The 24,661-nt window shown below is 38.1% G+C and carries 22 protein-coding genes and 1 pseudogene; 8 read left to right on the top strand and 15 right to left on the bottom strand.

Annotated elements, in window-relative coordinates; genetic code table 11:
* The first annotated feature begins 203 nt into the window (after window positions 1-203).
* A complete protein-coding gene (locus F985_RS12205; RefSeq protein ID WP_004701337.1) occupies window positions 204-881 on the top strand; it encodes a DUF421 domain-containing protein in 678 nt (225 codons plus the stop codon).
* A 96-nt stretch (window positions 882-977) separates the two neighbouring features.
* Here F985_RS12205 and eno read toward each other — a convergent pair whose 3' ends face one another.
* The 3 genes from eno to F985_RS12190 are packed head-to-tail and all read right to left on the bottom strand — an operon-like array spanning window position 978 to window position 4,837.
* Window positions 978-2,267 (bottom strand): phosphopyruvate hydratase, encoded by a 1,290-nt coding sequence (eno, locus tag F985_RS12200; protein WP_004701335.1) that lies wholly within the window; start codon window positions 2,265-2,267, stop codon window positions 978-980.
* Window positions 2,268-2,312: 45 nt separating this feature from the next.
* The gene (gene kdsA / locus F985_RS12195; protein ID WP_004701333.1) at window positions 2,313-3,170 is read right to left on the bottom strand and encodes a 3-deoxy-8-phosphooctulonate synthase; all 858 of its coding nucleotides are present in this window, start codon (window positions 3,168-3,170) and stop codon (window positions 2,313-2,315) included.
* A 29-nt stretch (window positions 3,171-3,199) separates the two neighbouring features.
* The gene (locus F985_RS12190) at window positions 3,200-4,837 is read right to left on the bottom strand and encodes a CTP synthase (protein ID WP_004701331.1); all 1,638 of its coding nucleotides are present in this window, start codon (window positions 4,835-4,837) and stop codon (window positions 3,200-3,202) included.
* A gap of 223 nt (window positions 4,838-5,060) precedes the next feature.
* Between F985_RS12190 and F985_RS12185 the strand changes: the two genes are divergently transcribed.
* Both F985_RS12185 and F985_RS12180 read left to right on the top strand, forming a co-directional pair.
* The gene (locus tag F985_RS12185) at window positions 5,061-5,549 is read left to right on the top strand and encodes a prolipoprotein diacylglyceryl transferase (RefSeq protein WP_004701329.1); all 489 of its coding nucleotides are present in this window, start codon (window positions 5,061-5,063) and stop codon (window positions 5,547-5,549) included.
* Between the two features lie 230 nt (window positions 5,550-5,779).
* Window positions 5,780-6,625, top strand: coding sequence for a metal-dependent hydrolase (locus F985_RS12180; protein ID WP_004701327.1), 846 nt, complete (start codon window positions 5,780-5,782; stop codon window positions 6,623-6,625).
* A 53-nt stretch (window positions 6,626-6,678) separates the two neighbouring features.
* Here F985_RS12180 and F985_RS12175 read toward each other — a convergent pair whose 3' ends face one another.
* From F985_RS12175 to F985_RS12165, 4 genes and pseudogenes are all read right to left on the bottom strand, one after another.
* On the bottom strand, window positions 6,679-7,773 hold the full coding sequence (locus F985_RS12175) for a YheT family hydrolase (RefSeq protein ID WP_004701324.1): 1,095 nt from the start codon (window positions 7,771-7,773) through the stop codon (window positions 6,679-6,681).
* A gap of 19 nt (window positions 7,774-7,792) precedes the next feature.
* A pseudogene (locus F985_RS0104350) lies at window positions 7,793-8,509 on the bottom strand (SGNH/GDSL hydrolase family protein).
* A gap of 39 nt (window positions 8,510-8,548) precedes the next feature.
* Entirely contained in the window at window positions 8,549-8,956 is a 408-nt protein-coding gene (locus F985_RS12170) for a nuclear transport factor 2 family protein (RefSeq protein ID WP_004701321.1), read from the bottom strand.
* A gap of 69 nt (window positions 8,957-9,025) precedes the next feature.
* Complete coding sequence (locus F985_RS12165) at window positions 9,026-11,050, bottom strand: NADPH-dependent 2,4-dienoyl-CoA reductase (protein WP_004701318.1); 2,025 nt, start codon at window positions 11,048-11,050, stop codon at window positions 9,026-9,028.
* 135 nt (window positions 11,051-11,185) lie between these two features.
* Between F985_RS12165 and F985_RS12160 the strand changes: the two genes are divergently transcribed.
* Window positions 11,186-11,746 carry a PadR family transcriptional regulator gene (locus F985_RS12160; RefSeq protein ID WP_004701316.1) on the top strand — a complete coding sequence of 187 codons (561 nt, stop codon included), beginning with the start codon at window positions 11,186-11,188 and terminating at the stop codon, window positions 11,744-11,746.
* A gap of 2 nt (window positions 11,747-11,748) precedes the next feature.
* Window positions 11,749-12,666 (top strand): alpha/beta fold hydrolase, encoded by a 918-nt coding sequence (locus F985_RS12155; RefSeq protein ID WP_004701315.1) that lies wholly within the window; start codon window positions 11,749-11,751, stop codon window positions 12,664-12,666.
* Window positions 12,667-12,717: 51 nt separating this feature from the next.
* Here F985_RS12155 and F985_RS12150 read toward each other — a convergent pair whose 3' ends face one another.
* From F985_RS12150 to argC, 6 genes are all read right to left on the bottom strand, one after another.
* Window positions 12,718-13,773, bottom strand: coding sequence for a 3-deoxy-7-phosphoheptulonate synthase (locus F985_RS12150; RefSeq protein ID WP_004701313.1), 1,056 nt, complete (start codon window positions 13,771-13,773; stop codon window positions 12,718-12,720).
* Window positions 13,774-14,199: 426 nt separating this feature from the next.
* Complete coding sequence (locus tag F985_RS12145; protein ID WP_004701312.1) at window positions 14,200-14,562, bottom strand: YnfA family protein; 363 nt, start codon at window positions 14,560-14,562, stop codon at window positions 14,200-14,202.
* A gap of 3 nt (window positions 14,563-14,565) precedes the next feature.
* The gene (gene clpA / locus F985_RS12140) at window positions 14,566-16,842 is read right to left on the bottom strand and encodes an ATP-dependent Clp protease ATP-binding subunit ClpA (RefSeq protein WP_004701310.1); all 2,277 of its coding nucleotides are present in this window, start codon (window positions 16,840-16,842) and stop codon (window positions 14,566-14,568) included.
* Window positions 16,843-16,851: 9 nt separating this feature from the next.
* Window positions 16,852-17,265 (bottom strand): ATP-dependent Clp protease adapter ClpS, encoded by a 414-nt coding sequence (clpS, locus tag F985_RS12135; protein WP_001260033.1) that lies wholly within the window; start codon window positions 17,263-17,265, stop codon window positions 16,852-16,854.
* A gap of 9 nt (window positions 17,266-17,274) precedes the next feature.
* Window positions 17,275-18,033 carry a DUF6776 family protein gene (locus F985_RS12130; protein WP_081401276.1) on the bottom strand — a complete coding sequence of 253 codons (759 nt, stop codon included), beginning with the start codon at window positions 18,031-18,033 and terminating at the stop codon, window positions 17,275-17,277.
* Window positions 18,034-18,108: 75 nt separating this feature from the next.
* Complete coding sequence (gene argC / locus F985_RS12125; protein WP_081401274.1) at window positions 18,109-19,164, bottom strand: N-acetyl-gamma-glutamyl-phosphate reductase; 1,056 nt, start codon at window positions 19,162-19,164, stop codon at window positions 18,109-18,111.
* Window positions 19,165-19,346: 182 nt separating this feature from the next.
* On the opposite strand from argC, the gene F985_RS12120 reads away from it, so the two are divergent.
* Window positions 19,347-20,867 carry a hypothetical protein gene (locus F985_RS12120; protein WP_004701304.1) on the top strand — a complete coding sequence of 507 codons (1,521 nt, stop codon included), beginning with the start codon at window positions 19,347-19,349 and terminating at the stop codon, window positions 20,865-20,867.
* Here F985_RS12120 and F985_RS12115 read toward each other — a convergent pair.
* Window positions 20,864-21,544, bottom strand: a complete 681-nt coding sequence (locus F985_RS12115; RefSeq protein ID WP_004701303.1) for a YgjP family zinc-dependent metalloprotease — start codon at window positions 21,542-21,544, stop codon at window positions 20,864-20,866. The two genes, F985_RS12120 and F985_RS12115, sit on opposite strands and share 4 nt — an antisense overlap.
* Complete coding sequence (gene rpiA / locus F985_RS12110) at window positions 21,544-22,215, bottom strand: ribose-5-phosphate isomerase RpiA (protein ID WP_000061060.1); 672 nt, start codon at window positions 22,213-22,215, stop codon at window positions 21,544-21,546. Before rpiA ends, F985_RS12115 begins: the two co-directional genes overlap by 1 nt.
* Before the next feature lie 101 nt (window positions 22,216-22,316).
* On the opposite strand from rpiA, the gene ilvA reads away from it, so the two are divergent.
* Together ilvA and F985_RS12100 are read left to right on the top strand one after the other, a co-directional pair.
* Window positions 22,317-23,864, top strand: a complete 1,548-nt coding sequence (gene ilvA, locus F985_RS12105; protein WP_171063662.1) for a threonine ammonia-lyase, biosynthetic — start codon at window positions 22,317-22,319, stop codon at window positions 23,862-23,864.
* 144 nt (window positions 23,865-24,008) lie between these two features.
* On the top strand, window positions 24,009-24,659 hold the full coding sequence (locus F985_RS12100) for a potassium channel family protein (protein ID WP_004701301.1): 651 nt from the start codon (window positions 24,009-24,011) through the stop codon (window positions 24,657-24,659).
* The last annotated feature ends 2 nt before the right edge of the window (window positions 24,660-24,661 follow it).

The raw sequence follows: 24,661 nt of genomic DNA, 5'->3' as shown, positions 1-24,661 counted from the left end.
CCAAAATAATTATTCTTAAGAGACTACAATAATCTATGTATTAAAATCGCACTACGAATTTCATTTATTTTTAATTAATACACGATCACACATCTTTTGTATTTTTAACCAATAACCACTTAAAAACTATAGTTTTTTGATTTTTATTTTGCTATGAATTTTAAATCTACCCTATCTGTAAAATTTGAAAAAGCGAGATAAAGATGGATCTTTCTAATATTTTTATTGGTGATACCACATGGAGCTTTGCTTTAGAAATTTTAATAAGATGCACTGTCATGTTCATTATTATCATTAGCTTTTTAAGACTATCTGGTAAACGTGGTATTCGACAACTCTCTTTATTCGAACTAGCTATCATTTTATGTTTAGGATCTGCAGCTGGTGACCCTATGTTTACTAAAGACGTTCCAATTGCACACGCTTTAGTGGTTTTTGTTGTAATCCTCTTTTTATATCGCCTTATCACTTGGGGTATGGTAAAGCACAAAAAAATTGAAACATTGTTAGAAGGAAGAGCTCTTTGCGTTGTCAAAGAGGGTCTTTTGGTCTACAAAGATTTTCAGAAACAAACATATTCTCACGATGAATTTTTCTCAGAAATGCGGCAACAGAATGTAGAACATTTAGGTCAAGTCAGAACGGCCTTACTTGAATCCGATGGGATTTTGAGCTTGCTTTATTATGAGGATGAAGACGTTAAATGGGGTCTTCCTTTATTTCCCGATGCCTATAACAAAGCTAAAATACTTAAGACGAATACTTTTTATTCTTGTATGAAATGCGGTGAAACTAAGGTTTTAAATAAACTCGATCAAGAATGTTCCCGTTGTCATCATCATAGTTGGGCTGAATCTTTAAAAACTCGGCGTTTAGGATAAATAAAAAAGTGCTATTTCTAAGAAGTAGAAATAGCACTTTATTTTAAATATTAATTTTTCATCAATATTTAAATAAGCAAAGCATTATTCAAAAGATTAGTTTAAACCTTTGAACTCAGCTTTACCGCGGTAAGCCGCTTTAGTCATTTCTTCAATACGAAGCAATTGGTTATATTTAGCAACACGGTCAGAACGGCAAAGTGAACCAGTTTTGATTTGACCAGCTGCAGTACCTACTGCCAAATCAGCAATAGTTGAATCTTCTGTTTCACCAGAACGGTGAGAAATAACAGTTGAGTAACCATTTGCTTTAGCAAGGTAGATTGCATCTAAAGTTTCAGTCAATGTACCAATCTGGTTGTATTTGATAAGAATCGAGTTACCAACTTTCTCATCAATACCACGTTGTAAAATCTTAGGATTAGTTACGAATAAATCGTCACCAACCAATTGGATTTTATCACCAAGGATTGAAGTTAAGTAGCTCCAACCTTCCCAATCAGATTCATCTAAACCATCTTCGATTGAAATAATCGGATATTGATTTACAAGACCAGCTAAGTAGTCTGCAAATTGATGACTTGTAAATGCACGGTTGCCTTCACCTTCTAAAACGTATTGACCGTTTTTGTAGAATTCTGAAGATGCACAGTCAAGTGCAAGCATCATATCTGAACCAGCTTTATAACCAGTTTGTTCAATTGCTTGAAGAATTACAGTAATTGCTTCTTCGTTTGAACGAAGGTTAGGCGCAAAACCACCTTCATCACCCACAGCAGTATTCAAACCTTGTTTCTTTAAAACTGATTTTAAAGAATGGAATACTTCAGCACCAGCACGCAAAGCTTCAGCAAATGAAGTGAAGCCTACTGGCTCAATCATAAACTCTTGAATATCAACAGTGTTATCTGCATGCTCACCACCGTTCAAGATGTTCATCATCGGTACAGGCATTGTCAAAATTGTTTGACCACGAAGATCTGCGATGTATTGGAAAAGAGGAAGTTTCTTTTCTTCAGCAGCAGCACGTGCAGCAGCCAATGACACAGCCAAAGTTGCGTTAGCACCTAATTTTTCTTTGTTTTCAGTACCATCAAGCGCGATCATTGTGTTATCAATGTCTTTTTGCTCAAAAACTGATTTACCCAACAAAGCATCACGAATCAACGTATTAACGTTATTAACTGCTGTACGAACGCCTTTACCTAAGTAACGTGATTTATCACCGTCACGCAGTTCTAAAGCTTCACGAGAACCAGTTGAAGCACCAGACGGTGCACATGCACGACCAACAACGCCAGATTCTAAAATTACGTCTGCTTCGATGGTTGGGTTACCACGAGAGTCCAAAATTTCACGTGCACGAATGTCAACGATTTGGCTCATGAACAATTCCTCTGTTGAATGAATAACGAGATGCAGATTACTGCATCAATGGGTGTCTAACTTTTTGAATCCTTTAACTAAAGTATCCAATTCTTTTATTTGCGCCAAGAATGGCTCAAGTTGTGACATACGTAATGCACAAGGTCCATCGCATTTTGCATGTTCTGGATCTGGATGAGCTTCCAAGAATAGCCCAGCCAAGCCAGTTGCCATTCCCGCACGTGCTAAAGTTGTAATTTGAGCACGACGACCACCTGCCGAATCAGCACGACCACCAGGAGTTTGCAATGCATGTGTCACATCAAAGAAAACTGGCACATTCATTTCTTTCATGATGTCAAAGCCAAGCATATCTACAACAAGATTGTTATAACCAAATGCTGAACCACGTTCACAAAGAATGAGTTTGTCATTTCCTGCTTCTAAACATTTGTGCAGAATATGACGCATTTCATGAGGTGCCAAAAACTGAGCTTTCTTAATATTAATGATAGCTTGTGTTTTTGCCATCGCTTCAACAAGATCAGTCTGACGACTTAAGAAAGCAGGTAACTGAATAATATCGGCTACTTCTGCAACTGGTGCAGCTTGATATGGCTCATGCACATCAGTAATGATCGGAACATTAAAATGCTTTTTAATATCACCTAACCATTCAATACCTTTTTCAAGTCCAGGGCCACGGAATGAATGTAGACTAGAACGATTTGCCTTATCGAAACTCGCTTTAAAAACATAAGGAATTTCTAAACGTTTGCAAATATCTACATACGTTTCTGCAATTTCAAAAGCTAAATCTTTTGATTCAAGTACGTTCATTCCGCCAAATAATACAAATGGCAAATGATTTGCCATTTGTATATCGCCTAAACGTACAACTTCTTGTGGTTTTAATTGTGACATTTAAACTTTCCCAGTTTATTTAAATCGCATTATTTACTTTTTTGATGCTGAGTTTTCGCAGCGTCAATAAAACTAGCAAATAATGGATGTCCATCACGTGGTGAACTTGTAAATTCCGGGTGGAATTGTACAGCAATAAACCAAGGATGTTCAGGAATTTCTACAGTTTCAACCAAATGTTGTGCTGAAGAATAACCAGAAATTTTCATACCAGCTTTTTCAATCGACTCGATGAAACGGTTATTCATTTCATAACGGTGACGATGACGTTCAGTGATCTCAGCTTTTCCGTAGACTTCACGTGTTTTTGTGCCTTCAACCAATTCTGATTTTTGTGCACCTAAACGCATTGTTCCGCCCAAATCAGATTCGAGACTACGTTGTTGTAATTCACCACGCTCATCCAACCATTCAGTGATTAAACCAATAAGTGGATATTTTGTAGAGCGGTTAAATTCTGTAGAAGAGGCTTCTGGCATACCTGCAACATGGCGAGCATATTCAATAACTGCCAATTGCATGCCTAAACAAATTCCTAAGAAAGGAATACGATTTTCACGAGCGTACTGAATAGCTTTCATTTTGCCTTCAGTACCACGTTCACCAAAACCACCCGGAACTAAAATTGCATCAGCTGTACTTAAAATAGATACATCTTGACTCTCAAGCTCTTCAGCATTGACGTAATCAATTTGTACTTTTACGCGATTCTTAATACCAGCATGTAATAATGCTTCATTTACAGACTTATAAGCATCTGGTAATTCAACATATTTACCAACCATAGCTACACGTAAAGTGTATTCAGGATTCAATAATGCTTCAACTACATTGTCCCAATCTTCTAGATTTGCTTCTGGAAGATCATTAAATCCAAAACGTTCACAGATCAAGTCGTCAACATTTTGCTCATAGAATGTACGTGGAATTTGATAAATTGTTTTCGCATCTTTACATACCACTACAGCACGCGCTTCGACGTTAGTGAACAATGCAATTTTGCGTTTAGTATCAACATCTACATCATATTCAGTACGGCAGATCAGAATATCTGGCTGAATACCAATTGAAAGTAACTCTTTTACAGAGTGCTGAGTTGGTTTAGTTTTTAACTCTGCTGCCGATTTAATATATGGCAACAAGGTTAAATGCATAAGCATGGTACGTTTATGACCAAGCTCAACCATTAACTGACGAACCGACTCCATGAACGGTAATGATTCGATATCACCTACGGTGCCACCAATTTCTACAATAGCAACATCATAGCCTTCGCCTGCGCGAAGAACACGTTCTTTAATATTATCGGTAATATGAGGAATAACCTGAACTGTACCACCCAAGTAATCACCACGACGCTCTTTATTTAAAACGTCTTGATATACGCGACCACTCGTAAAGTTGTTTAGCTTGGTCATTTTAGCGCGACGTAAGAAACGTTCGTAATAACCCAGATCGAGGTCGGTTTCTGCACCATCTTCGGTAACAAAAACTTCACCATGCTGGAATGGGCTCATTGTCCCTGGATCGACATTAATATAAGGATCCATTTTAACCATTGTGACTTTCAAGCCACGAGCTTCCAAAAGTGCAGCAACAGAAGCAGCAGAAATACCTTTACCTAGTGATGAAACCACACCACCAGTGACAAAAATAAAATGGGTCATTAAGTTTCTCATACAATCAAGCCGAAATCGGCCTACAATGTTTGGCAATTTTACTGTACTCTGCCCCTATAAAGCAAAGTCAAACCGCATCAATTCAAAGAACAATAAACAACTGGTTATTCTAGCAGCATTTTTAATAAAAAATTAGCTCAATCTCACATGATTTTTTCATTGCTATTTACTGTTATAATGTCAATTCCTCAATTAAATGTTGTTTAGGGCAATGGCAAATAAAAAACTTTTAATCTGTGCTGCAATTGCGGCTGGACTATTGTTAACCGCATGCGTTAAAAAAGAGACACCTAAAGAAGAAGAGCAAGACAAGGTTGAAACTGCTGTTTCAGAACCTCAACCAGCGAAGCCTGCAAAATTTGAGTCTTTAGAGAGTGTGGATACTCATCAAGAAGCTCAAGTTGAAGCACAACCACAAGTTGAAGTTCATCGTGAAGAAACAAACAACACTACAACTGAAATTCGCCGTGAAACTCGTCCTGCACATTCTGATGAATCTTCACAGACACAAGTTGCTGAACAACCTAAATCTGAGACACCAAAAGTAGAACCTAAACCAGAAAAGAAAACTGAGGCTAAAGCAGAACCTAAAGCTGAAAAAGCTCAGTCAAAACCAGCTAAGGCAACTGAATCTGCTAAGACAGAAGATGATGCAGTGGCTGCTGCAATTGCCGCTGCAACACCAGCGCTTAAGAACTAAGCGTGTCGTATAATGCCCAAATTAATTTTTTGATTTGGGCATTTATATAATATTCATAATAAAAATAAATTTAATTTCTTTGCTTTTATCTTCAAAACTTCTTTGTCTATCATTTCGGGACAATCTAGTTTCATCCATTCAAAAATCATTGACTCCAACCCTATCTACTTATACTTTTTATCAACAAGTTCCTTTTTGGAACTTACAAATAAAAAGATTGGAGCAAGAAAATGAAAACAGCTTTAAACCGTGCACCCGCCTCTTTTCCAGTACGTCGTATGGACTACAATTTTGAAAATATTCCACGTTATTGGTGCAATCACGATCCCTCACTCACCCATTATTTCACAGGTCTTTCTACTTTGTTTCCCGAAGGAGAATCATACTTTGTTAGATCTGTCCGCGCTTTACGTGCTAAGGCAAAAGAGAATGAAACTTTAGACAGAGAGATTGGTGCGTTCATTGGCCAAGAAGCAATGCATTCTAAGGAGCATCATGCTTTTCATGTTAGTGCACAGCAGCATGGTTTAAATCCTGAGTCTCTAGAAAAAGCAACAGGGATTATTCTTAAAGGTATTGAAAAAGTTTTTAGCAAAAAATGGAATTTACTCGTAACGGTTGGTTTAGAGCACTACACCGCAGTACTTGTAGTTAGCATGATGCAATCAGTAAATGAGCTTATGACTGATACAACTATTCGTAACTTATGGCTATGGCACAGCGTAGAAGAAACCGAACACAAAGCTGTTGCATTTGACTTATATCAGCATTTATATGGCAACGGATTAAGTGCTTATATTCCACGTATTTCAGTATTTACTTTTAGTTTAATCCTGATTACCGCTTTTTCGACCATTTACCAAATTGTTTTAATGAAACGCGACAAACAACTGACTAATTTTCAAACTTGGCGCAACTTTTTTGGTTTTGCAAGCACACAATATAAAACTTTAATTCCAAAGTTTCTTGAATATTATCGTTTTAACTTTCACCCCAACCAGACAGATGAGAAAGCTCTGGTTGCTGCTACCAAAGTAAAACTTGGAATAAATGATAGATCACTACTTTTATCTTAAAAAGTAAAAAAAAAAGCCCAAAGTCTGGGCTTTTTTATGCATCTGATGATTGCCTATTTATTACGTTCAATTAAAAAATAATCAGACATGAGACGTGCTGCCCATGAAGTGCTACGCCACCCTTCATAAAATGCACAATGACTCCCTTTTTTAGTTGTCACTACCGCTACAGTACTCATTTGTTGAATTGGCTCTTTATATGGCTCCAAATTTTTAATTGAACAAACTGGGTCATCTTCAGCATTCAGAATCATTAATGGAATTTTAATATTCTCGAAAACATAAATTGGATTAATAGATTTACAGTAAGTTTCGTAATCTTGAAAACCAGCCATTTCGAAGTATTCTTTTTCAAATTCTTCTAAATTGTTAGTTGATAAAACTTTTTCTAAAGATGCAATTTTGCTCCACGTATTTTGATACGGATAAATAAAATACTTAAAGAGCTTTTTGGTCATCATTTTACTGTAAAAAGGATGAACATTTTTAAAACCAATTTCCGTGTTATAACCTGGACACATCGCAAAGGCAGCTTTAAAAGGCGTATCTTCACCTTGCTCACCCAAATAGCGAACAAGCAAGCCTGTACCTGCCGATGAACCTACCGCATATAAATCTGATGCGGGAAATAAGCTTTGAATATGTTCAAGCTGTTCTTTTAAATCACGAGTAGAACCAAAAAGAGAAATTTGTGGCACAGGCATTGGTAAACCTGCGTGACCACGGCGAAGGCATAATGCAATTCGCCAGCCTGTATATTGATTTAAATCGCGTACCAACTCACGCATACTCTCAGGAGTACCTGTAATGGTATGCATGATTACAACCGTTGGTGTATCTGCTGGTAAATTATAGCCATACCAAGCAATTGCGGTAATACCGCCATCACTCATCGTAAGTTGATCAATCCGGTCATATTCCAATTTTATTGATTGTTTTCTAATAAGATCGAAATAGAGTAAATGAACATGATTATTCGTCAACCAAGGTGTAGGACGATATTTCTGCTTGAGTTGAGGGAGCTTCTCCAACACATCTTTTATTTGCCCTTGAGGATCATAATAAACTTTTGGATGCTCCGCCCCTAATACTAAATCGAACAACTCTGAACCGAAATCTTTAATTTTACTAAAAACAGATATGCCCATATCCAATGACTACCTATGACTATGAGTGAAATGATTGACGCACTAAAGCTGCAATCTGCCTTCCCCAAATTTCGTAAACTTCCTTACTAGGATGAAAACCATCACTTGCCATTGTCAAATTCATGGCTTGAAAAGTTTCAATATCATATTGAAGAAATTTAAACTGGCTCTGTGGTGCTAACCATTGCTATAATTTTTGATTCATTTGCTCTGCATATTGCCCAAATAACCAAGCCAATGGATTGGGTAAAGCTGGGAAATGTTGCATTGGAGGCACTCCAGAAACAATGATCAGTTTTGGTTGAAAACGTTTCTGAATATGCTCAAATAATTGTTTTTGTTGTTGGATCCATGATTTGGCAGAAGTCAACTTAGTAACATCATTTACACCAATAGATGTCACAATTACATCATACTTCCGCTCTTCCAAATGCTGTAAAGCATGAAAAACTTGTCGGGTCGTATCACCAGTTTTGGCATGAAGTTTCCATTGCAGGGAAAATTCATTTTGCAGTTCTTGAATAATAGCACCAGACAAAGCATCTTTCTGATTTTCTACACCAACACCTGCTGCTGCTGAATCTCCCAAAATAAGCAGAGATAAAGGCTTGCCTTGACCAATACCACCTTCTCGTTCACCTTTAGGCTCTAATAAACGTGGAGTATTCTTTCGGACTTTATTGCCTTGCACAAATAATATAGGCAATAAAAGCAATGTTGAAAGTTTTAACCACATTTAATATACCTCAAAAAACTTAGGCTATTTAATAAAAAACTATTGAGGTTTGAACTGAGTAATTCTTGCACCCATTTGCTCAGCCAATGCAGCTAAACCACTCATTGGACGAATCATTACTTCAAAGTCAATAATTTTACCGTGCTCATTAAAACGGATCATATCAATCCCTTTCAATGATTTGTCACCTACATTCGCACTAAACTCAAGCACTACATTTTCACCATCTTCTGTGTAGAATTCTCTGTGATAGGTAAAGCTTTCAAATACCTGAATCACGTTAGTAAGAATAAAGAAAACAACTTGTCTTCCCTCATAAGGTTTATAAGCAACCGGTGAACGGAAAACGACATCATCTGCGAGCAAATCATTTAAGTTCGATAAGTCGTTTGATTGAATCATGTGGTGCCATTTTTCTAATGACTGTTTCGTTGTTTCAAGTGTCATTTTTCTTTTCCTTCAAATTGGTTTTAATAGTAAGCATTCTCTTATTTAAGACAATGCTCACTTAACTCATTAAAGAACCGCTGCTAGTTCAGCACCTTGACGAATAGCACGTTTAGCATCCAACTCACCGGCTTCTTTAGCACCACCAATCAAATGAACATTCTTACCATCTGCTTTTAATTGGTCATACATTGCAGTAAATGATTCTTGGCCCGCGCAAATTACGACATTATCAACTTCAAGCACTGTTGGTTTTCCATCAACCGTAATATGAAGACCTTGATCATCGACTTTTTCGTAGTGTACGCCTGCTAACATTTTCACGTTTCTGTTCTTAAGCCCTGTACGGTGAATCCAACCAGTCGTTTTACCTAGTCCCGCACCTACTGAAGAAGCTTTACGTTGTAGCAAATAGATTTCTCGTTCAGAAGCTTCAACTTTCGGCTGCTTTAAACCACCAACGTGTTCATAGTGAGTATCAATACCCCATTCTTCATAGAACTTTTCAGGATTTAAACTACCACTTTCACCTTCATGGGTTAGGTATTCAGCTGTATCAAAACCGATACCACCTGCCCCAATAATGGCAACACGTTGACCTACTGGCACACGCTCTCTAAGTACTTGTAAGTAGCTCAGTACTTTTGGATGATCAATACCTTCAAATTGTAATTGACGAGGTGTTACACCAGTTGCAACTACAATTTCATCAAAGCCTGATTGGCTTAACTCTTCATAAGTCGCTTTATGATTTAATACAAGTTCAATGTTCGGACGTAATTCAATTTGACGATTAAAATAACGTAATGTTTCGTAGAACTCTTCTTTACCCGGTACAGTTTTAGCTATATTAAACTGACCACCAATTTGATGGCTTGCTTCAAAAATTTTAACTTGGTGTCCGCGATCTGCCGCATATACAGCAAAACTTAAACCTGCTGGTCCTGCACCAATGACAGCGATATTCTTCTGATTTTGTGCTTCTTTAAAAATCAGTTCTGTTTCATAACATGCACGAGGGTTCACTAGACATGTTGCGATTTTCATAGAGAAAATGTGATCGAGACAGGCTTGGTTACAGCCAATACAGGTATTGATTTCATCACTACGACCTTCACTTGCTTTTAAAACAAACTCAGGATCTGCAAGCATTGGACGTGCCATTGAAACCATATCAGCATGACCCGATGCTAATACATGCTCAGCCATTTCAGGTGTATTAATACGGTTTGAGGTAATTAATGGAACTGAAACTTCGCCTTTTAATTTTTCGGTGACCCAAGTAAATGCAGCTCTTGGTACTTTTGTGGCAATTGTTGGAATACGGGCTTCATGCCAGCCAATGCCCGTATTAATAATGGTAGCGCCTGCTTTTTCAATCGCTTTAGCAAGCTGAATAATTTCTTCTAAAGTAGAGCCACCTTCAACCAAATCAAGCATCGATAAACGATAAATAATAATAAAGTTTTCACCGACTATTTCACGTGTGCGTTTTACGATCTCGATAGGAAAACGAATGCGGTTTTCATAGCTACCACCCCATTCATCATCACGATGGTTTGTTCTGGCTGCTATAAACTCATTAATTAAATAACCTTCAGAGCCCATAATTTCAACGCCATCATAACCGGCATATTGCGCAAGTTTCGCACAGTTTGCAAAGTCATCAATGGTTTGTTGAACCTCAGCAGAAGTCATTGCTTTAGGTTTAATTGGGTTAATTGGTGCTTGAATTGCCGAAGGTGCAACAATTTCAGGCTGATAAGAATATCGGCCCGTATGTAATATTTGTAATGCAATTTTTCCACCAGCAGCATGGACGGCTTCGGTAATGACTTTATGTTTTTCAGCTTCTTCTGTGCTATCTAACTTAGAAGCATGAGCAAAGGTTAAACCTGCCTGATTGGGTGCAATACCGCCAGTAACAATGAGTCCAACATCCCCTTTAGCACGCTCTGCATAAAAAGCTGCCATACGTTCGTAACCACCTGGCGCCTCTTCTAGACCAACGTGCATAGATCCCATCAATACGCGATTTTTTAATGTCGTAAAACCTAAATCTAATGGTTTTAATAAATGTGGATATAACGACATAATAACTCCTTGGCTTGCTAATATGCTTGCTTAATGCAACTTGTTGCACAAATTTATAATCAAATTTTGACTTTTATGCAACATGTTGCATAATCTTATGAGTCACACTTTACTTTTGCTTACAAACGGATTGCCATGTCACTTCCCCATGTTTTACTAACCAGCTTACTAGAACGTCCAAGCACTGGCTTTGAACTCGCTCGCCGTTTTGACCGTTCTATGGGCTTTTTTTGGAATGCCACGCATCAGCAAATTTATCGTGAACTCAACAACATGCTTAAAAAAGGCTGGGTCTCTACTTTAGAAAATGAGATGGATAGTGGCCGAAAAAAAACTTATCAGGTCGAACAACTTGGGCGTATAGAACTGGCTTCATGGATGACACAGCAAAGTGAACCTGCACAGCTTAGAGATGACTTAATGGTAAGATTGCGTGCAGAAGCACAATTGAGCAATAATCAAATATTGCCCGAACTATTGCGACATCTTGGTTTACACAAAGAAAAGCTTAAGCTTTATCAAAGTATTTATGATAAAGATTTTAAAGATAACGATGACTTGAATAATCGAGTGCTATATATCCACAAAATGATTTTGGAGCTCGGTATTACCATGGAAACTGAATGGATCAAATGGTTAGAACAAGTCATTCCTCAATTAAAACTTTTTGCTCAAGATAACGTATCTGGAGAATAAACATGCCTTATTACACCATGCCCGATCAGGAAAGTTTATTTGTACGCCGTGTTGGTCGTGGTGAACCGGTATTAGTATTATCTGGATTAGGTATGCAGAGTTGGCAATGGCTACCTTTTATCTATGCAAATCGTAAAGAATACGAGTTTATTATTCCTGACTGGCGTGGTTTTGGCGGTTCAAAAAATTGTGCAATTCCCGAGCAAGATGCCATTTCTAGTCATTGGCAAGATGTCGCTCATTTAATTGAACAACTAAAACTTGATAACTTTATTTTAATGGGCTACTCAATGGGCGCTACCACAGCAATGCATGGTATGAAGCATGCTCATCTGGCGCAGCAATTAAAAGCTTATTTACATATCGATCAAACTCCAAAAATATCAGTAGATTCGACGTGGCAATATGGTTTATTTGGCCCGCTACATGTTCAATTTAAACAACTGCTCAATGATATTTATCAATTATTATCAAAACACAAAAATGCTAAATACCTTTATGAATTATCGCTTCCAGACCGTCAGGAACTTGTACGATTATGGGTAGATTTTATTGAATTGCAAAGCAACAATCCATTTAGCCCATTTGTTTTTAAAACGGCTTTAAAACAACCTTTTTTACAGAAGTATCTATTACCCATTCAACGTTTAGACTACTTATTTTGGTATGTCGAAAATTATCTTTTTCACAATGAAGATTATCGTGAGGCGCTTCAACAATTACAGTGCCCTACTACTTTCTTTATTGGTCGTAATTCGACACTTTACCCAGAAACTGGTCAAACACTTATTGCACACAGTGTTGAAAATGCAAAAGCAATTTATTTCGAGCGCTCAGGTCACACGCCATTATTAACCGAACCGAAAAAGTTCGGCCATGAAATCACTACATTTTTATCCGAACTGAAATATGCTTCTTAAAATAAAAAAAGGATCTGCTAAAACAGATCCTTTTTTTAAATCTATAAAATATTAAGCAGAATGAGCTAACTCATTTGCTTTTAATTGCTCAGCAACGCTTAACAAAAGCTGCTCCGTTTTATCCCAGCCTAAACAACCATCTGTCACTGACTGACCATAAGTCATTTCACATGAAATTTTCTGATTACCATCAACTAAATGGCTTTCAATCATGACACCCTTTACTTGAGTTTTTAAGCGCTCAGCAACGATTTGCTGTAAAACCTCTGGTTGACGTAAAGGATCTTTACCACTGTTGCCATGACTACAGTCAATAACTAAAGCAGGAAGATTTTGTTTATGTTTTTCACGTATTGCCTGAATTGAAGCTAAGTCATAATTAGGACCATGATTTGCTCCACGCAAAATCAAGTGCGGCAATGGGTTTCCAGCACTCTGAATGACAGAAGGCAAACCTTGCTGATTCATTCCTAAAAATTGATGCTCATTTTGTGCCGACTGAATAGCATCTAAAGCAATTTGAATTGAACCATCTGTGCCATTCTTGAAACCAATGCTGTATGACATGTGACTTGAGATTTCACGGTGAATCTGAGACTCGCTGGTACGAGCACCAATTGCTCCCCAAGCCAACAAATCATCGAAATAACCTGTTGCCATTGGACTTAAAATTTCGCTCGCAATTGGCAAACCCTTTTCAATAATTTGTAAATAAAGCTCACGTGATTTTTCTAAACCTAATTGTAGATTAGATGATCCATCAAGATTTGGATCATACATATAACCCTTCCAACCTACAGTTGTACGCGGCTTTTCAATATAAGCACGCATCACAATGAATATTTGATCTTTTACTTTTTCTTGTAATTTTTGCAGTTTTTCTGCGTATTCAAGAACCGCAACTGGGTCATGAATTGAACATGGTCCTGTAATAACCATTAAGCGCTGATCTTTACCAGCAAGAATATTTTGAATAATTTGGCGGTGTTCTGCAATTTGACGTGCGAAGGTCTGCACAAGCGGATATTTAGCTTTTAACTGGACAGGTAAACTAACTGGTGTTTCTTTTGTATTACTTTGAGTTAGTAGAGTATTTAAAGCATTCATTGGTCTTTTCCTTTGGACTGAAACCGAATCAGTCCGATCATTTATTTAAGCGTTTTGGATCTATTCGTTGGCAAAGGTAGGCAAAAGTAAAACCAATAAAAGTTGCTAAAGTATGAATAAGTCATGTTGTTCATTTTGAGTTCCTCGATTTGAAAAAGATAAAGCATAAAAAAACCTGATCGGGGTTGCCGATCAGGTATTAACTGTGATGGGCAACTTTCGTGCCCGAATACGCTCAGGCAACTATCTAAATTGCCAGAAATAAAAGTAAGCGTTAGAATTCACAGATTGATTTAACATCTTTATCTCAAATATTAAAAAATGTTCCTTAAATCTAAAATACGCATTGTTGATGAGTTTGACAAGTGTTTTTTGCGAAAATATTTCTTACTTTTTCACTTAAAACTTAACTGACCACTTTCATTTTTAGCGGATTAATCCTTGCGGCTGTAAAATAATCAAACTGGCACCACAAAGTACAATCAACCCACCTAAAATATCCCATCTCGTTAAAGCAACCTGATCGACAAAACGTAGCCACATCAGCGCGGTAAAAATATAAATACCACCATAGGCCGCATAAATTCGTCCAGAGGCTGCTGGATGTAATGTAAGTAACCAAACAAAGACAGCTAAACTTAAGACTGTCGGCAACCACAACCAAGCGGACTTCCCTTCTTTCAAAATAAGATAAGGAAAGTAACACCCTAAAATCTCAGCGATGGCAGTAATAATAAATAACCCGAACACACTGAGTATTCGGGTTATAGAAAGACTATCAATTAACATAAATTAAGCTGGTTCTGCCGTATGGTGATCTTCAAAAACTTCAAGTTTAAGACCAACTGCTTTGCCATCTTCTTTCTTCACTGATACCGCCACATTACCGCCATGATCTGCAAGTTCACCAAACAGAATCATTTCAGCTAATGGTTTCTTCAAGTGTTCTTGAATAAGACGTTGCATTGGGCGAGCACCCATTAAACGATCATAACCATTGGTTGCTAACCAGTCACGCGCACTTTGATCTACATCTAGAACCACACGTTTTTCATCTAACTGTGCTTGTAATTCTGTTAAGAATTTATCAACTACAGATTCAATTACTGTGGTTGGTAAAGCTTTAAACTGAATAACACTGTCTAAACGGTTACGGAACTCTGGTGAGAATGCACGCTTCATTGCATCTTGGTTATCTAAGCTATGGTCTTGCTCTGTAAATCCAATGCTTGCACGTGAAATACTTTCTGCACCAATGTTTGTGGTCAATACAATAATGACATTTCTGAAGTCTGACTTACGACCATTATTGTCTGTCAACGCACCATGGTCCATGATTTGCAACAACAGATTAAACACATCAGGATGTGCTTTCTCAATTTCATCAAGCAACAAGACACAATGCGGATTTTTATGGATCGCATCTGTGAGCAAACCACCTTGGTCATAACCTACATAACCTGGAGGAGCACCAATTAAACGAGAAACAGCATGACGTTCCATATACTCAGACATATCGAAACGAACAAGCTCAACGCCTAGCAATTTCGCTAATTGTTTAGTAACTTCAGTTTTACCAACACCCGTTGGGCCAGCAAACACAAAGCTACCAACAGGTTTATCTGGCGATTTCAAACCAGCACGTGACAACTTGATTGCAGAAGCCAAAGCAGTGATTGCTTCGTCTTGACCAAAGACAACACGTTTTAGGTCACGCTCAAGATTTTCAAGTACTGATTTATCATCTTTAGATACAGTCTTAGGCGGAATACGCGCAATTTTAGAAACGATGTCTTCAATATTTTCAACAGTAATTAAGCTGTCTTCACTTTCTGCTTTCAAGCGACGCTGAGCACCTGCTTCATCAATGACATCAATTGCTTTATCTGGCAAGAAACGATCATTAATAAATTTCGCAGAAAGCTCAACCGCAGAAACCAAAGCTTTGTCGTCATACTGTACGTGGTGGAAATCTTCAAACTTGGTTTTCAAGCCACGTAAAATATCGATAGTTTCAGAAATGCTTGGTTCATTTACGTCAATTTTTTGGAAACGACGAGATAACGCATGATCCTTTTCAAATACCTGACGATATTCTTGGAAAGTCGTTGAACCAATGCAACGTAAAGTACCATTTGCCAAAGCTGGTTTAATGAGATTCGATGCATCCATAGTGCTGCCCATACTTGAGCCTGCACCAATAATCATATGAATTTCATCAATGAATAAAATCGCGTTTGGATTTTTCTTCAAAGCATTCAGCAATTGTTTTAAACGTTTTTCAAAATCACCACGGTATTTTGTACCTGCTACCAATGCGCCAATGTCGAGACTATAGACTTCTGCATTGCTCAGTGGTTTTGGTGCTTTACCATTTACGATGAGCCAAGCAAGGCCTTCTGCAATGGAAGTTTTACCTACACCTGGATCACCCACTAGCAATGGGTTGTTTTTACGACGGCGGCAAAGAATTTGCGCTGTACGCTCAATTTCTTTTTCACGGCCAATAAGTGGGTCTGTTTTTCCTTTTTGCGCTTCAACATTTAAATTGAGCGTATAAAGTTCCAATGGCCCTGCATTGCCTGAATTGCTTTCACCCTCAATGTCTTCAACTTCTTCTTCAACCTGAACTTCGTCTTTACGCGTCCCATGAGACAAGTATTGAGTCAAAGTCAAACGATTAATTTGATGACGTTTAAGTAAATAAACAGCAAAAGAATCACGCTCTGAGTACATTGCGACCAAAACATCCGCACCTTCAACAGTACGATCACCACCACTCGATTGAACGTGGAAAATTGCACGTTGCAAAATGCGGTCGAAACTTTCAGTTGGATGTGGAGCTTGCTCGCTATTTTCGCCAAGCTTAGGAGTATGTTGTTCTACATATTCTTCTAATTCTTTACGTAAAGAAACAATATCAGCACCGCATGCCTTTAATGCATTCACAGCCGAATCGTTATCGAGTAAGGCTAATAGTAAGTGTTCAACTGTAAGAAACTCATGTCTCTTTTGACGAGCCATGCTAACAGCCAAACGTAATGATACTTCTAATTGACGACTGAGCATGTGACCCCCTTATGCTTTAGGCTCAATCTGGCAAAGTAATGGATGACCTTGCGATCGAGCGTAATTATTAACAAGGTTTGCCTTGGTTTCCGCGATGTCTCTTGGATATACCCCGGCAGTACCTTTACCTTCATAGTGTACTGTTAGCATTACTTGAGTTGCTTGGTCAAGATTCATTGCAAAGTATTGTTGTAAAATTTCAATTACAAAGTCCATTGGCGTGTAATCGTCGTTCAATAATACTACTGCATATAAGGGTGGACGCTTGAGTTCGGGAGGTGCTGTTTGAACAACAACCTCTCCGTCATGATCTTCGTTTTGCGAATCACTTAAGCGTGGATTGAAGTGCCAATCGACATAGCCAGACTGCTGAAAAGAAGCCTTAATATCTTTTAAATTTGTTTGACGCTTATTTGTTCGCATATGATGTTACTATTGTGAATTTGCTTCAGCTTGAGGAATTTCTGCAACAAAAGCAGAAGGTGTTTCGACAGGTTTACCACGCTGCCAACTAAAACGTTTAATCACTGGTGTCTCAGAACCACCTGTTAAACGCACTTCAATATATTGAGGTGTAAAGCCCTTAGGCATTGTCCAACGGCCAGTCAAACGCTCAAAATCAGTGAAGTTAAAGTTCTTATCTTCAAGTGGCACAACCAAGACTTCAGTATCTTTAATCAGTCTTATTTCAACTGAACCTGAAGCACGGCGTTTGCTCGGGCTAACTTGCACCAGATCAAGCTGATATTCATAAGCATTTTCTGGTAGTGGTTTAATTGCCAAATCCTGAATGGTTAAACTTAAACCACCACGTTGTCTTAAAATTTCACGGTAGATAGTACTCATACCTTGTTGTTGTGTTTTATCAGCATTGGCTTGATTAAGTGCTGTAAACAAGTCATTCGCATTTGTAACAGCAACATCACGCTCTTGTACTGCAGCATTCAGGCTTTTGTTAACTGCATCTAACGCTGTTTTTTGTTTTTGCACTACTTCAACCAATTGCTCTGCATCTGCATCGTAACCTACAACAGTTAAACCTTGACGGTGCCCAATTGTATAGCCGAGCGCAAAACAACCACTCATTAAAATAGCAGCACCAATAAACAAAGGCTTATTGGTGTTTAAAAATTTTTTCTTTTGCAACGAACTTTCTACAGAAGTCGTCTGTTCCGAGTTTTGCATCGTCATCTCAGTGTTTAAGATCAGAGTCAAGACACACATTTAAATCGAAATTTAAATGTGTGTGAAGCAAAAAAGAGTTTTTTATGGTAATAAACCAATCCCTTGTAAGCCTTCGTCTTCATTAAAGCCAAACATAAGGTTCATATTTTGTACAGCTTGACCAGATGCACCTTTTACAAGATTATCTTGAGCCGCCAAAATAATGAGTTTATTTGGTTGTGGTTTATACAAAGCAATACGTAATTCATTTGCTCCACGCACACTGCGTGTTTCAGGTGAACTATTCGCAGGCATGACATCTACAAATTTTTCATTTGCATAGAAGTTTTCATACAAAGCTTGTAAGTCTGCTTGCTTACCAGCCTCAGTCAAGTCCACATAAATTGTACTCAACATACCGCGAATCATTGGTACCAAATGCGGTACAAATAAAAGGCCATCAAACCCACCTTTTTGTCCAGCAATATTTTCTAATGCTTCGACAATTTCCGGATGATGACGGTGACCTGCAACACCATACGCTTTAAAGTTATCGGCATTTTCACTGTAAATCATGCCTAAGCTTGCTTTACGGCCAGCACCAGAAACACCTGATTTTGCATCAATAATAATATTCTTGGTTTCAATCAATGCTTGTGCAGATTTTAAAAGTGGAGCCAAACCTAATTGAACAGTTGTTGGATAACAACCTGGATTACCAATGACTTGAGCCTGTTTAATTTTTTCACGATTTAACTCAGTTAAACCATAAACAGAATCTTTTAGTACGTCTGGGCACGCATGTTCCATGCCATACCATTTTTCAAACTGTTCAAGATTTTGCAAGCGAAAGTCCGCTGCCAAATCAATAACTTTGGTCCCTGCTTCGATCAAATCTTTTGCATGCTGCATAGCAACACCGTGTGGAGTCGCAAAAAATACAACATCACATTCTTTTAATGCATCAATATTTAAATCTGAAAATTGAAGATCAGTATGCCCACGTAAATTTGGGAACATATCAGCAACTGGTTTACCTGCTTCTGTACGTGAAGTCAGAACTCGAACCTGCGCTTTTGGATGTCGTAATAAAATACGTAATAGTTCAACGCCTGTATAACCAGTTCCACCAACAATTCCGACAGAAATCACGTGCATTACCTCAAATATTGAATCTATACTTGCGGTAGTATGACAGGATGTCCAGGCTTACAAAACCATTTCATGCTTGGTAATTTTAATTTTTTTATTTTTAGCGCTAATTACATAGTGCTTGCTGGTCTGTCAGAACCAAACAAATATCAGTAAATAATGACCAGATTCATTTTTGGAGAGCTAGGATGCTTGATCAATCAAGAAAAATAAAGTTGTACACGTACCTCGGCCTGAGTACTTTAATTTTAAGTGCTGTCCTTGTCGGATGTGGAGGTGGCAGTAGTAGTGGAGGCTCATCTAGTACACCAACACCGACTACGCCCACTCCTGAAGTCATGACCGATTTTACATTGAAAACCCCTGTCGAACTACGCAATGTACAACTCAAGGTATATGACAACACTGACAATAGCATTTTGATAGATACCCAAGTTGCCAGCTTAACGAGTTACAACATTAAACTTCCAAGTACTAAATTGAATCGTCTTTATCGCGTTGACGTCATAACGCAAAGCTCATCTCAAGTATTTGATCCAATTAGCTCTACATACCAGAACATTGCTGGTACTTATCATGCTTTTATTACACCAAGTTCTATCAGCAATAAAACCCAGTTCATTAGCCCAAGTTCTGAAGCAATTTACCAACGTGCTATCATCAGATCAGGACAACTTCCCCAAGAAACTATAGATCCGACTCGTGTTGAACTATCACATGTTGATTTAGCCTCTCAAGATGTTTACACAGCTCTTATTAGCGCTTTTAAAGATGCTGCCATCCCAAGTTTAAGTCCTGCTAGCCCTCTTACAGTTTTAAATTTATTACAGTATTCCACCAAGCAACCGAGCACCTATGTTGATAGTTATCTTAGCTTTGGCTATTTACAGTACTGGAATACCATTCATGGCCGTACCAATGCATATCAAGAACTCACAAATAGCCTTGCGACTGATTTAAAAGATGGATATTTAGACGGTAAAAAGCTGATTGGTGACAATACGACCATGACACCTCTTTTTATTCCATCACCCGATAATATTGACCCTTCAAAAAACACCCTGTTAGATATGGCAGCTAATCAAAAAGTGACTCGCGATTATTTTGCGACTAATTTAAAAGTTGCCACATTACAATTAGCAGATTCACAAAGTCAGTCTAGTTTAGATCAAACTGGATATGCTCTTTTGCAGAAAAAACTCTATTCTGGTGTTGTGCCTTCTGGAAATACGACTGATTTTTTCCGTATAGATGGTGCGGGTGACTACCGACGTGCTGTTGGTTTTAGTGGTATTACGGCGACTTGTAATGGTTCGGCTTATCCGTGTAAACAAGGTTTAACCAGCATCAATATAGCTGACCCTAAACTCCCAGCCACAGACTATTTAGTTGGTCACTATGAAAACAATGCATCGGGCTGCCAACTCAATTTTCGTGCAAATGGCCAAATTGAGTTAATTCAAGGCTCACAAACTTATCGTTCTGCCTTAAGCGCAGATAGTACAGATAACTTACTGCAAACAGATGCTGCAAGTTATAGTTACTTACTTAACTCAAGCTCATCTGAACCCAACAATTCAACGCAGCAATATAATTTTATACAGCTACATATTAAAGCCAATAAAATTGTCAGTGCTCAAGCAGGCCTTGATAGCCGCAAAGCACCGGATGTATTACAAACAATACAATTAGAATGTAGCTTTAACTAAGCTGTGACATACCACCACGCAGGCAATGGATTACCTTTTAATTGTCTGCGATGCTGCATATAGTTGGGGTCGAACTTTGCAACTTCGGCCCAAAATGCAGGGCTATGATCGAAGTGTTTAGTGTGTGCTAACTCATGAATACAAACATAACGGGTAATTGGGGCAGGCATAAGAACCAGACCTGCATGCAGCATAATATTATGTTGACTACTACAACTTCCCCAACGTGTTTTAGGACGTCGGATCGCACACTCGGCATAACTCAGCCGAGTTTTTTGGCTAAGCTCAGACAAAAGAAGTGGTAACTCTTGTTTGGCATAAGCAATCACGGCATTTTGTAAAGCTTGGTAAGGTTGTTGATCTTTAATAAATAAATAATTATTTTCCCAATCAAACTGAAAAATGCGATGTTGCTTTTGTACAACAACTTGAAAAGGCTGTTCTCTGTTGAAAAAAGAAATTTCTGAAGGAATCTCAAACGATGTAGATTGAACGTGTTGCTGTTTACTCCACGTCTCAATCAACCATTGTTCAGACTGCGCCAAAAACTGCTGAATTTGTTTCTTACTACAAAATAACGGAACAGTCAGTCGTATAGACGCAGGCTCAACACGTAAGCGCAATTTTCTTGCCCTTACGTGACGAACAATTTTAATTTCTGGCATTTCCACAGACATTACTGTGCTGTACGCTCTTCAATACCATTATTTGTCGCAACAATAGCAATTGTTGCTGGGTTTAACGCAAAAATACCGTTAGTCACAACACCTGGGATATTATTAATGGTCTTTTCCAAATCAATTGCATTTAAGATGTTCAAATTAAATACATCTAAAATAACGTTTCCGTTATCTGTTACCACACCTTCACGATAAACCGGGTCACCACCTAAGCTGACCAATTTACGAGCTACAGCAGAGCGCGCCATTGGAATCACTTCTACTGGTAATGGGAAATCACGACCAAGTTGATCAACCCATTTCGAATCATCAACGATACATACAAATTTTTTAGCAATTGAAGCTACAATTTTTTCACGAGTTAATGCTGCGCCGCCGCCTTTAATCATATGCATGTGACGATCAATCTCATCTGCACCGTCAACATAAGCATCAAGGCTGCCTACATGATTCATATCAACCACTTCAATACCTAATTTTTTAAGACGATCTGCTGTTGCTTGCGAACTTGCCACAGCTGCCTCTAATTGTAGTTCAGGTAATAAATCAATTAAAAAATTTACAGTACTTCCAGTTCCTACCCCCAAAATGCCACCTTTGGGTAAGTGTTTTAAAGCAGCTTTAGCAGCAGCTTGTTTCTTTTCATCTTGGGTTGCATATAGGCTCATTACATCACTCAACTATTTTTTGACATTTATACGCCAATAATCGGCGCAAATGCACAAGGGTTTGCTACAATAATTTCCTATTTTAAACTGTTATAGGGAAGATGAACATGCTGTCTCGTGTGGTACGACAAATTTTACAAGCAACGGTTTATGATGTTGCAATTGAAACACCTCTCGAAGCAGCTCCACGAATTAGTCAAAAATTAAATAATACAATTCGTTTTAAGCGTGAAGATTTACAACCTGTTTTTTCTTTTAAATTACGCGGTGCTTATAACCGTATTAGTCAAATACCGAAAGATCAACTTGAGCGTGGTGTAATCTGTGCATCTGCGGGCAACCATGCGCAAGGCGTGGCATTGTCTGGTCAACGTTTAGGCATTCCTGCGATTATTGTTATGCCAAGTACAACTCCTGACATTAAAGTTCAAGCAGTTAAACGCTTGGGTGGTCAAGTTGTATTACATGGTGATAGTTTTGATGTAGCAAATAAATACGCTCAGCAACGTGCCGAAGTTGAAGGTCTTGTATTCATTCCACCCTATGACGATGAACTTGTTATTGCTGGTCAAGGCACAATTGCAAATGAAATCTTACGTCAATGGCGTGATGTAGAATATGTGTTTGTTGCTGTAGGTGGCGGTGGCCTAATTTCAGGTGTAGCAGCTTACCTTGGTGAAGTTGCACCCCATGTGAAAATTATTGGCGTTGAATATGAAGAGTCTGCTTGCTTAAAAGCAGCACTAGAAGCAAATGAACGCGTAATCTTGCCACATGTAGGCTTATTTGCAGACGGTACTGCTGTTGCACAAATTGGTGCTTTGCCGTTTGATATTATTCGTCTTCGCAAATCTGATAACTCAGGTCCAATTGTTGACCCAGACATTGTGACTGTAAATACAGATGAAATCTGTGCTGCAATTAAAGATACTTTTGATGAAAACCGTAGCATTGTTGAACCATCAGGTGCAATGGCGTTAGCTGGTATTAAAAAATATGTAGCTGAGCATAAAATTAGCGGTAAAAACATGGTGTCGATTGTTTGTGGTGCCAACATGAACTTTGACCGCTTACGTTACATTGCAGAGCGTACTGAACTCGGTGAACAACGTGAAGCAATTTACGCGGTTACACTTTCTGAAGAAAAAGGAGCATTCTTAGGTTTCTGCCGTGCCCTACAAGGCCGCAATATTACCGAGTTTAACTACCGCGCAAATAACACAGAAGAAGCACAAGTTTTTGTGGGTATTAGCTTAAAAGGTGGTGATGCTGAACGCCATGAAATTTTAGAGCAGCTTAAACAGCAAAATTATGTTGTCGATGACTTATCTGATGATGAAGTTGCTAAATTGCATATTCGTTACTTGATTGGTGGTCATGCCAATCTTGACGATGAAAGATTGTTCCGTGTTGAGTTCCCTGAGCGTCCAGGTGCATTACTCACCTTCTTAACTCGTTTAGGCCCAACCCACAATATTACCCTGTTCCATTACCGTAACCACGGTGCTGCTGAAGGTCGCGTATTGGTTGGCTTACAAGCAACAGATGCGAAACAGAATCCAGATGGCCTAATCGAAACTCTAGAGCAAATTAGCTATCCATATGCAGAAATTACTGACAATGTGGGTTATAAGCGTTTCTTGAAATAATCTTTTATTTTGATAAAAAAGCCGGCAAATTTGTCGGCTTTTTTATGATTTAAGCTCAATATTTTTTATATTTACATTGCTTGTCTTTATCTCAAAGAAAATTTCATTAAAAATAAAGCCCTAATTAAGTATAAAAGGTTATTTATGGCACAGTTCGCGGTCATCGGCTTGGGAAGTTTTGGAGCAACAGTTGCTCAAGAACTCACAAAATTAAATCATGATGTTATTGGCATTGATACAGTCAAAAAGAATGTAGAGAACCTTGCCGATGTTTTAACTCATGCTGTCATTGCTGATGCTACAGATGAACATGTACTAGATGAATTAAACATTCAAAATTGTGATGCAGTTGTCGTTGCAATTGGTGAAGATATTGAAGCCAGTATTTTATGTGTGCTGAATTTAAAAAATCTCGGTATTGATAAAATTTGGGTAAAGGCAAAAACTAAAGCCCACCACACAATTTTATCCCACCTCAATATCAATAAAATCATTCATCCTGAAGAAGACATGGGCGTACGTGTTGCGCAAGCACTCAATTACCCTATGGTGAGTCGTTACATGTCTTTAGATGATGATCACTATATTGTGAAAATTGATATTCCCGAGAAATTAAATGGTATTAACTTGTATGGAATTATGCAGCAAGCACCACAGGTTAAAACACTACTTGTAAAAAGACAGCAGCAAATTCTATTTGAAACTGATGAGACTTTTACCTTAAAAATGCATGATATTATTATTTTGGAAGGTCATTTACAGCAACTTAAAAAACTCTCACATTGTTTCTCATAAGA

The sequence above is a fragment of the Acinetobacter seifertii genome (assembly GCF_000368065.1).
Taxonomy (GTDB): Bacteria; Pseudomonadota; Gammaproteobacteria; order Pseudomonadales; family Moraxellaceae; genus Acinetobacter; species Acinetobacter seifertii.
Note: the sequence above shows the minus strand (reverse complement) of the source record. Positions and strands in the feature narration are given on the sequence as shown.